General features: G+C 65.6%; 9 protein-coding genes and 1 pseudogene. 1 reads left to right on the top strand and 9 read right to left on the bottom strand.

The window, feature by feature from the left end:
* Window positions 1-102, top strand: a pseudogene (locus tag EN738_RS08315) (IS110 family transposase); the annotation flags it as partial.
* A gap of 230 nt (window positions 103-332) precedes the next feature.
* On the opposite strand, the gene phnN reads toward EN738_RS08315, so the two are convergent.
* The 9 genes from phnN to EN738_RS08270 all read right to left on the bottom strand — a co-directional run bounded on the left by phnN (window position 333) and on the right by EN738_RS08270 (window position 9,867).
* Complete coding sequence (gene phnN / locus EN738_RS08310) at window positions 333-962, bottom strand: phosphonate metabolism protein/1,5-bisphosphokinase (PRPP-forming) PhnN (RefSeq protein WP_189340530.1); 630 nt, start codon at window positions 960-962, stop codon at window positions 333-335.
* A complete protein-coding gene (locus tag EN738_RS08305) occupies window positions 959-2,098 on the bottom strand; it encodes an alpha-D-ribose 1-methylphosphonate 5-triphosphate diphosphatase (RefSeq protein WP_127283260.1) in 1,140 nt (379 codons plus the stop codon). Before EN738_RS08305 ends, phnN begins: the two co-directional genes overlap by 4 nt.
* A 49-nt stretch (window positions 2,099-2,147) precedes the next feature.
* A complete protein-coding gene (locus EN738_RS08300; protein WP_127283259.1) occupies window positions 2,148-2,855 on the bottom strand; it encodes a DUF1045 domain-containing protein in 708 nt (235 codons plus the stop codon).
* A 149-nt stretch (window positions 2,856-3,004) separates the two neighbouring features.
* The gene (gene iolB / locus EN738_RS08295) at window positions 3,005-3,817 is read right to left on the bottom strand and encodes a 5-deoxy-glucuronate isomerase (RefSeq protein WP_127283258.1); all 813 of its coding nucleotides are present in this window, start codon (window positions 3,815-3,817) and stop codon (window positions 3,005-3,007) included.
* 14 nt (window positions 3,818-3,831) lie between these two features.
* Window positions 3,832-4,044, bottom strand: a complete 213-nt coding sequence (locus EN738_RS08290; RefSeq protein WP_126057076.1) for a DUF3329 domain-containing protein — start codon at window positions 4,042-4,044, stop codon at window positions 3,832-3,834.
* A 66-nt stretch (window positions 4,045-4,110) separates the two neighbouring features.
* A complete protein-coding gene (iolE, locus tag EN738_RS08285; RefSeq protein WP_127283257.1) occupies window positions 4,111-5,025 on the bottom strand; it encodes a myo-inosose-2 dehydratase in 915 nt (304 codons plus the stop codon).
* Between the two features lie 42 nt (window positions 5,026-5,067).
* Window positions 5,068-6,912 carry a 3D-(3,5/4)-trihydroxycyclohexane-1,2-dione acylhydrolase (decyclizing) gene (gene iolD, locus EN738_RS08280; RefSeq protein ID WP_127283256.1) on the bottom strand — a complete coding sequence of 615 codons (1,845 nt, stop codon included), beginning with the start codon at window positions 6,910-6,912 and terminating at the stop codon, window positions 5,068-5,070.
* Between the two features lie 24 nt (window positions 6,913-6,936).
* A complete protein-coding gene (gene iolC / locus EN738_RS08275; protein WP_127283255.1) occupies window positions 6,937-8,865 on the bottom strand; it encodes a 5-dehydro-2-deoxygluconokinase in 1,929 nt (642 codons plus the stop codon).
* A 156-nt stretch (window positions 8,866-9,021) separates the two neighbouring features.
* Complete coding sequence (locus tag EN738_RS08270) at window positions 9,022-9,867, bottom strand: MurR/RpiR family transcriptional regulator (protein WP_187331344.1); 846 nt, start codon at window positions 9,865-9,867, stop codon at window positions 9,022-9,024.
* Between the last annotated feature and the right edge of the window lie 114 nt (window positions 9,868-9,981).

Raw genomic sequence — 9,981 nt, 5'->3', positions numbered from 1 at the left:
GTCGGCAAGCCGAAGATCGTCGCCGTCGTGGCCGTCATGCGAAAGCTGCTGACCATTCTCAACGCCATCATCCGCGACCAAAAACCATGGCAAACAGCTTGACAGCCAAGACAGTCGCTCTCCCCGTATAGTAACGGGGAAAGGGGCGCTCTCTTCGATGATTTCGCCAATTTCGAATGTTGCTAGAAAGGCGCCGAGGCTGGGGTCAGCCCTTTCTCCCCGTCACTATACGGGGAGAAATGCCCGGCAGGGCAATGAGGGGCGGCGCCGACATCAACAAGTCTCGGCTCAACCTCTCACATGCAAGCCGGCATCACCTGAATCAATTCACCTCAGATCATGCTGGACAAATCCGAAAACGCCATCGCCTTGCGCAGCACCTCGGCGAAGCGCTCGCCGGCGATGTCCTTGGCGCCGCTGTTGTCGATCGAGGTGACGTCCGGTCCGGAGAGCGCGATGCTGGCGCTGCGCGCCAGGCGCGCGAGCACTTCGCCGCGCGATTCGCGGCCGCGCGCGGCCAGCCGCTCGGCGAGGATTTCCGGCGTCGCGGTGATCTCGACCACCGCCAGATTGGCGTAACGCTCGCGCAGCGCCGGAATAACAGACCGCGAGACGTTGGCGACGGCGACATGACCGTTGGCGACCGCCCAGTCGACATCGGCGGGCAGGCCGTAGCGCAGGCCGTGGGCGTCCCAGCACAAGGCGAAGGCGCCGTCGGCCTCGGCCTCGGCGAAGGCGGCATCGGCCAGCGTATCGTGGTCCTCGCTCGCCGCGTCGCTCGGGCGGGTGATGACGCGGCGCACGAATTCGAGCCGCGTCTCGTCGGCGAAGCGGCCCTTTGCATAGCCGATCACCGTGTCCTTGCCGGCTCCGCTCGGACCGACGACGGCGACGAAGACGCCGTTGCGGATCGGAAATTTCTCGGCCGACAATTCGCGTTCGAGCAGGGCCGAGACCATCATGCGACCCGGCGCCCCTGGCGCCAGACGGTGCGCACGACCGGCACATGATCGTCGACGCGCACGCGCACCAGATCGGCGCGCCGGCCCTCCTCGATCACGCCGCGGTCACTGAGACCGACCGCCTCGGCCGGGTTCTTCGAGACCATCGCCACCGCCTGCGGCAGGGAAATGCCCTCGACCATATCGCCAAGGAAGAATGCCGACTGGATCAGGCTGAAGGGAATGTAGTCGGACGACAAGATGTCGAGCAGGCCCTCGCCGGCCAGCGTGCGGGCCGAGACGTTGCCGGAATGCGAGGCGCCGCGCATGACGTTGGGCGCACCCATCAGCACGCCGAGGCCTGCCGCCTTGGAGGCCCGCGCCGCTTCCTCGGTGGTCGGGAACTCGGCGACGCGCACGCCCTGCTCGATCGCTTCCTCGACATGGCCGGCGGTGGCGTCGTCATGGCTGGCCAGCACAATGCCGCGTTCGTGGCAGGCGGCGGAAATGAAGATGCGGTTCGGACCGGAATTCATCGCCGATTCCGCCATGCGCTTCTCGCAGAATTTCTGGAAGTCGCGATCGGAGAGCTTCAGCTTGCGCTGGTAGTAATAGGCATAGGTTTCGAGATTGACGAACTGGCGCTGTCCTGGCGCATGGTCCATCAGCGACGCCAGTTTCACCCGCTCGTCGGTCTCGAAATTGGCGAAGGCCTTCAGGCAGTCCGGTGCCGAGACCTCGCAGCGCAGATGGATGAAATGGTCGGCCCTGAGCCGCTCCTGCGCGACGCTGTCCTCAATGGCGTCGGCCAGCTTGCGGATGTCGGCGGAGGTGAGGTCGGCGTCCTCGTCCATGCCTACGCGCAAGGCATCGAGCACGGTGGTGATGCCGGCGGTTGCCACCTGCGCGTCATGGGCAAGCACGGCGGCAATCGGGTTCCAGCGGACCTTCGGGCGCGGCGCGTAGTGACCTTCGAGATGGTCGGTGTGCAGTTCCACCAGGCCGGGGATGATGTAGTCGCCGCCCATGTCCTCGCCGGCGCGGGCAGCGCCCGGGTCGATGGCGGCGATCAAGCCGTCGCGCAGCACCAGCGAGCCCTCAACGATCTCGTCGGCAAGCACGATGCGGGCATTGGTGAGAACGGTCTCGGCGGTCATTTCAAATCGTCCTTGGTAATCAGGCAGTTTGGTCTCAAGCAGTTTGGTCTCAGGCAGTTTTCCGGGCCGGGCGGCGTCCTAGCGCGTGGTGGGACAGCACCATGAACGGGGCGCCCGGTTCGGTTTCGACGAACAGCGTCAGCGCTTCGACCGGCACCGGCCGCAGCAGCACTTCCGTGAACAGGCTGTCGATTGCTGCGCGCAGACGAGGGCTTTCCTGTGACGCAACGCGGCCGGACAGCGTCATGTGAAAGCGGAAGGTTTCGAAGACGTAGGGGTAGCCCCATTGGCAGAGATTGCGGAACTCGTCCGGCTTCAGCGAGTCGGGGCTGCGGCGCTCGATCTCGGCCTCGGTCAGCGGCGCGCGGAAACGGTCGAAGGCGAGCACGACATCGCCGGCGAAGCGGTTGAGCGCCGGCACAGGCGCTTGCGGCACCAGCGCGAAGAAGCCGTCGATCTGGCCGACGACGAGGCGCGGGATGGTAACCGGCTGGGCCGCCTCGGCGAAGCTGTCGAGCGCCGCGCGCAACGTGGCTTCGGTCTCGTTCTCAGCCAACCTGAAGGGCGCCTTCAGCGTCGCGTGAAAGCCGTAGCGGCGGGCCGAGGCGGTATGGAAGGCAACTTCGGCCGCCGACAGCTCACCCACGGCCTCGACCGGCCGGGTGGCGGCGCCGAACGGGTCGCGTCCCAGCCAATTGGCGGCGATCCGCGCCAGCGGCTCGTCCTGGCTTGGGGTGAAATAGATGGCGTAGCGCATGAGAAGTCCTCGTCAGACCGTTGCCATAGGTGATTTCCATGACGGATTGACGAAGCTTACGATGGTTTTCGATGGCAAATCGGCCAGGCAGGTCCTTAGCCGACGATTTTTCCGTGCTGGACCAATGGCTTCAGCGCAATGCAGGAGGCTCAGGCCTTCATCAGCCATTCGTGCTCGGGCGCGTTGTGGAACTTCCAGGTGCGCTTCGGCCCGGCCATGACGTTGAGATAGTAGAGATCGTAGCCATGGCAGGCGGCGCACGGGTGGTAGCCCTTCGGCACCAGCACCACGTCGCCGTCCTCGATCGCCATCGCCTCGTCCAGCTCGCGCTCGCCATTCCTGCCGGCGTCGGTATAGACGCGCTGGAAGGCAAAGCCCTGCGGCGGGTTGAGGCGGTGGTAGTAGGTTTCCTCGAGATAGGACTCGGCGGGGAGGTTGTCCCGGTCGTGCTTGTGCGGCGGATAGCTGGAGGTGTGACCGCCCGGCGTGATGACCTCGACCACCAGCAACGAGTCGGCCGGCTTGCCTTCGGGCAGGATGTTGGTGACGTAGCGCGTGTTGGTGCCCTTGCCGCGCACCTCCTGGCCGAGATCCCGCGGAGCGATGACGCGGGCCGGCAGGCCGCCGCCCAGGCCGGGAGCCGAGCAGACGGCGAGTTCCAGCTCGGTGTCGGCAGTCACCGACCAGTTGGACCCCTCAGGCACATAGACAGACCATGGCTTGCCCTCGAAGGGCGACATGCGCTCGCCGAGCAGGCCGAGATCCGTGCCGGCGGCGGACGCCTTGCCCTTGCCGGTGACGAAGACCAGGCAGACCTCGCGGTCGGCCGTTTCACCCGAAGCCGTCTCGCCCGCTTTCAGCCGATGAAGATCGAAGCCGACATAGGTCCAGCCGGCGCTTTGCGGCGTGACGTGGGCGACGCGGCCGTGGCCCCTGTCGGCCTTGACGAGCAGTTTGGACATTTTTGTCTCCTCAATCATTCCTTCGGTTCGGCCGGAGGCTTGGCCTCTTCGGCCGGCTTGTAGAGATAGAAGAACTGCCAGACGGCATAGCCGGCGAAGCCGAGCGCGATGACGCCCCAGAAAGGCGTACCGGAAGCGAACTCGATCACCGACCAGGCCAGGCAGACAGCCACCACGGCGATGCGCCGCCACAGCGGCCGGAAGAACGGGTGCTCATAGTCTTTCATCGCGCGCCAATCCCGGATTTAGCCAAAGCGCATCAGATAGACCGGGCGCCCTGACTAATCCACCGTTCAGGCCGGAAAACCCTGCGTCTCCACCGTGTAGCCGGCGGCGCTCATCACCCGCATCAGCTCCTTGTAGCCGACCTGGGCCATCCTGAGCGGAGGGTTTGGCTTCGGATCCTGCTCGGCCTCGACGACGAACCAGCCTTCATAGCCATGGTCGGCGAACCGCTGCACAATGGCGCCGAAATCCAACGACCCGTCGCCAGGCACGGTGAAGGCGCCGAGCGCCACGGCATCGAGGAAGGACTGCCTGGTGCGGTCGAGTCTGTCGATCACGCCCATGCGCACGTCCTTCACATGGACGTGGTTGATGCGCTTGTGGTGATTGTCGATGGCGCGCAGCACGTCGCCGCCGGCGAAGGCGAGATGGCCGGCGTCGAGCAGCAGCGGAATGCCTTCGCCGGAGTGGCGCATGAAGGCGTCAAGCTCCGGCTCGGTCTCGACGACCGCCGCCATGTGGTGGTGGTAGGACAGCGGCATGCCCTGCTCGGCGCACCATTCGCCGAATTCGGTCAGGCGCCTGCCATAGGCCTTCATTTCGTCGCCGGAGAGCTTCGGCTTGGTGGCGAGCGGCTTCGAACGGTCACCCTGGATGGAGCGGCCGACCTCGCCATAGACGATGCAGGGCGCGTTGACCGCCTTGAACAGGTCGATCATCGGCTGGATGCGGTCCTTATTCCTGGCCATCTCCTCGTCGACCAGCGTGCCGGAGAACCAGCCGCCGCAGAGCGTGACGTCGGCTGCCTTCAGGATCGGCAGCATTACTTTGGGATCGTCGGGAAAGCGGCGGCCCTTTTCCATGCCGGTGAAGCCGGCCGAGCGCGACTGGCGCAGACACTCCTCCAGCGACACGTCATCGCTCAATTCCACCAGATCGTCGTTCCACCACGCGATGGGGGACATGCCCAGTTTGGCTTTCAAGTCGTCACTCCAATGTCAGTTCGTTGCGAGGCGGACGCGGGCTCAGCCCTGCCGGCTGCCGACGGCTTCCTCATATTTCTTGCGCGCGGCGTTGACTTCGCGTCGCGCGGAGACTTCCGGCACGGCGACGTCCCACCAGTGGCCGCCGGCCTCGGTCGAGACCAGCGGATCGGTGTCGATGACCAGCACGGTGGTCTTGCTGTTGCCCTTGGCCCTGGCGAGCGCCGTCTCCAGCTCGGCGATCGAGGCCACCTTCTCGGCCGTCGCGCCGAGGCTTGCCGCATGGGCGGCGAAGTCGACATCGGGCATGACCTCGTGGCGGGAGTCCTTCAGGAGATTGTTGAAGTTGGCGCCGCCGGTCGCCATCTGCAGCCGGTTGATGCAGCCATAGCCACGGTTGTCGAGCAGCACGATGGTGAGTTTCAGCCCCAGCATCACCGATGTGGCGATCTCGGAATTGAGCATCAGGTAGGAGCCGTCGCCGACCATGACGACGACCTCCTGATCGGGCTTGGCCATCTTGACGCCGAGACCGCCGGCGATCTCGTAACCCATGGTCGAGAAGCCGTATTCGGCATGATAGGAGCCGGGCGCGCCGGCCTGCCAGAGCTTGTGCAATTCGCCGGGCAATCCGCCGGCGGCATGCAGCAAGGTGACGCCCGAGCCCATGGCGCGCTGCACGGCGCCGATCACCTGCGCGTCGGACGGATAGGCGGCATTGGTCGAGGCCGTGACCTTGGCGGCGGCAGCCTGCCACTCCGTCTTGCCCTTCAGCGCATTGTCGGTCCAGGCGGACGGCGCCTTCCAGCCCTTCAAGGCAGCGGACAGTTCCGCCAGCCCTTCGGCCGCGTCGGCGACCAGCGGCAGCGCCCAGTGCTTGCCGGCATCGAAACCTTGCGTGTTCAGCCCGATGATGGTGCGGCCGGCATTCTTGAACAGCGCCCATGAGCCGGTGGTGAAATCCTGCAGCCTGGTGCCGACGGCGAGCACGACATCGGCCTCCTTGGCCAGCCGGTTGGCGGCGGACGTGCCGGTGACGCCGACCGCCGCCATGTTGAGCGGATGGTCATCGGGGAGCGAAGATTTGCCGCCCTGCGTCTCGCAGACGGGAATGCCGGCGCCCTGCACCAGCTTGGCCAGTTCGCCCGAAGCCTGCGAATAGAGGACGCCGCCGCCGGCGATCACCAGCGGCCTTTTCGCGTCCTTCAGCGCCGCGACGGCGGCCGCCAGTTCGTTGCGGTCCGGACGAACCCGGCGCGGCATCCAGAGGCGCTCGGCAAACAGGCTTTCGGGATAATCATAAGCCTCGGCCTGCACGTCCTGGCAGAGCGACAGCGTGACCGGGCCGCATTCTGCCGCATCGGTCAAGACCTGCATGGCGCGGTTGAGCGCCGGGATGACCTGCTCCGGCCGCGTGATGCGGTCGAAATAGCGCGACACGGCGCGGAAGCAGTCGTTGACGCTCGCCGTACCGTCGGAAAAATCCTCGGCCTGCTGCAGCACCGGATCGGGCAAGCGGTTGGCGAACACATCGCCCGGCAAAAACAGGACAGGCAACCGGTTTACGTGTGCCAGGGCTGCCGCCGTCACCATGTTGAGCGCGCCTGGTCCGATCGAGCTGGTCGCGGCCATGAAGCGGCGGCGGAAATTGGCCTTGGCATAGGCGATCGCCGCATGCGCCATCGCCTGCTCATTATGGGCGCGGAAGGTCGGCAATTCGTCGCGCACCTGGTAGAGCGCCTCGCCGATGCCGGCGACATTGCCATGGCCGAAGATCGCCCAGACGCCGCCGAAGATGGGCACTCGTCTGCCGTCGATCTCAGTCATCTGGCGCGACAGGAAGCGGGTCACAGCCTGCGCCATGGTCAGGCGTACGGTCTTCGTCATGTCGTTTCCTCCGGCTTCCGTCTGTTATGCCGCCTTGCGGCCGCGCGCGGCAAGCCATGCCTCGGTCAGCTGCTGGAAGCGCGACGCCATGTCGGCGACCGCCTCTTCATCCGACATCCTGCCGGCCAGCCATTGTTCGGCGGCGTTGATGAAGATGGTGCGACCGACGGCGAAGCCCTTGACGACGGGCGCGTTGGCCGTCGCGGCAAAGGCCGCTTCCAGTTCGTCCTGCGGCGCCTCGAGCCCGAGCAGCACGACACCGCGGCACCATGGATCGTTCTTGACGATCACCGCCTCGATCTTCGCCCAGGCGCTTGCCGAAGCCTGCGGCTCGAGCTTCCACCAGTCGGGCTTGATGCCCAGCGCATAGAGTTCCTCCAGCGCGCGCGGGATGGTGGTGTCGTCGAGCTTGCCGTGCTTGCCGGCGATGATCTCGACGAGAAGCTCCCTGCCCACTTTCCGCGCGGCTTCGAACAGGGTCCTGAGCTTCTGCTGCTGCTCCAGCTTCAGCGCCTCGGGGTCGTCCGGATGATAGAAGCACAGGCATTTGATGCAGTGCTCGACCGGCCAGTCGATCAGCTGCGAGCCGATGTCCTGCGAGAATTCGAAGCGCAGCGGCCGCGAGCCCGGCAGTTCGACCGGACGGCCAAGCCAGGCGAAGGGATGGCGGGCGAATTCGAACATGGCGTCGCGGCCATATTTCTCGTCGAGCAGCATGCCGTAACCGGCGCGGCCGGCGGCGACCCTGGCCGCCGCCTTTACGGTCAGCACCTTGAAATCCTCGATGCGGGCGGCGTCCGCACCGGTCTTGGCGGCGACGTCCTCGAGCTGGACGCGGTGGTCGCAGGCGAGCGCCATCAGCGAGGGGATGTCGCGCCGGCGCGTCGTCGCCCAATGGATGTGATTGATCGCCTCGTCCTTGCGCAGCGCAAGGTGCTTGCTGCCGTGCTTGAGGAAATACTGCAATTCCTCGAAGGTCGGATATTCCGGCGCGCAGAGCAGGCGCGAGACGGCGAAGGCGCCGCAGGCATTGGCCCAGGTCGCCGCCGTGGCGAAGCTCTCGCCGCCGAGCCAGCCGCGCAGGAAGCCCGACATGAAGGCATCGCCGGCGCCAAGCACATTGTAGACCTCGATCGGAAAGCCCTTGCCGACAACACCGTCCTCGAGGTCGTCGCTGATCGGCCCGTCGTAGACGATGCAGCCCATGGCGCCGCGCTTGAGCACGATGGTGGCGGAGGACAGCGAGCGGATGGTCTTCAGCGCGCTCAGGCAATCATCGGCGCCCGAGGCGATCATGATCTCCTCTTCGGTGCCGACGATGAGGTCGCAATCGGGCAACACCGTCTTCAGCTGCGCCGAGACGCGGTCGGATTTGACATAGCGCTCGAAGCCCTCGGCATGGCCGGCAAGGCCCCAGAGGTTCGGGCGGTAGTCGATGTCGAAGACCACCTTGCCGCCCTTGGCCTTCATGATGCTGATCGCCTTGCGCTGCGCGGCGTCGCTGTTGGGGCGGGAGAAATGCGTGCCGGTGACGACGACCGCGCGGGCCGAGGCAATGAACGCCTCGTCGATGTCCTCCTCGGCCAGCGCCATGTCGGCGCAGTCGGAGCGGTAAAAAATCATCGGCGAGACGCCTTCGTCCTCGACGGAGAGCAGCACCAGCGCGGTCAGCCGCTCCTTGTCGGTCTTCAGGCCATCGACCGAGACGCCCTCGCGCTTCAGCTGCTCGCGGATGAACCGACCCATCTGCTCGTCGCCGACGCGGGTGAGCAGCGCCGAACGCAGGCCAAGCCTTGCCGTGCCGACGGAGATGTTGGCCGGGCAGCCGCCTACCGATTTGGCGAAGGAGGTGATGTCCTCCAGCCGCGAGCCGATCTGCTGGCCATAGAGATCGACCGAAGCGCGGCCGATGGTGATGACGTCGAGCGGTTTCGCTTCCACGGCTTCGCCCATTCGAACCTCCCATCGGCCTTATTGTGTTGAGCAACCCCATTTTGGGGTACACGCGCGAGCGGCGGCGTGATGCCGGGATTATGAAATAATAATTCCAATCTGTAGTCAAGATGGAATGAGCATTCCCTAGCCGAAAAAGACTGCAGGCCGAGCCGTTCAGCCCTTGCGCTTGCGGCCCGTGTCGCGCCGCTTCTCGCCGACTGCGACGGTCAGCGCCATGGCCAGCGCCATCGTCGCCGACAGTGAGCGGAAGCCGGCGAAATCGGCCTCGGCGACCTCGAACCAGACCTTGGCGAACTGGGCGAGCGGCGAGAACGAGGAGTCGGTGATGGCGACGATTGGCACGCCCTGCTCGGAGATGGCGCGCGTTTCCTCGATGGTCGCCGGCGCATAGGGCGAAAACGAGATGGCGATGACGGCATCCCTCGGCGTGGCAAAGCCGACCATCTCGGCATTGAGGCCGGCGGCCGACTCTATCAGCTGGTTACGGATCTTGAGCTTGCCCAGCGCGTAGGCGATGTAGGAGGCGACCGGATAGGAGCGGCGCTTGGCCAGCACATAGATGGTCTCGGCCTTGGCCAGCAGAGCGATCGCCTCCTCGAAATGCGGCTCGTTCAGCGTGCGCGAAATGTCGCTCAGCGAGGTGCTGGCGGCGGCGACGAAACCGTCGAAGATCGCCCGGTGGCCGGCGCCTTCCTCGGCCTTGGCACGGAGCGCGGCCAGACGCTCGTCATACGAGGAATTGCGCTCGCGCAGTCGCTCGCGGAACACAAGCTGCAGGCTGGTGAAGCCGTCGAAGCCGAGCTGCTGGGCAAAGCGGATCAGGGTCGAGGGCTGGACGCCGGCCGAGGCGGCGATGCTGGCGGCGGTGCCGAAAGCGATGTCGTCGGGATTGTCCAGCGCATAGGCGGCGATCTGCGCGATGCGCTTGGGCAGGCTGTGGCGCCGCTCCAGGATCGTCGCGCGCAGCGTCTCGAAATCGCGGGGAACCCGTTCGTCCATCGTCGCTCCGCCCACGGCCATAATGGTAGTCCCCCTCTCCTGCCTCATCATAGCGGCTTCGCGCAAGAACACCATAAAAAATGATTTGGACGTTCCATTCCGAGCGGAAATGGA

The sequence above is a fragment of the Mesorhizobium sp. M4B.F.Ca.ET.017.02.2.1 genome, from assembly GCF_003998955.1.
GTDB lineage: Bacteria > Pseudomonadota > Alphaproteobacteria > Rhizobiales > Rhizobiaceae > Mesorhizobium > Mesorhizobium abyssinicae.
This window is presented reverse-complemented; position numbering and strand designations above follow the sequence as displayed.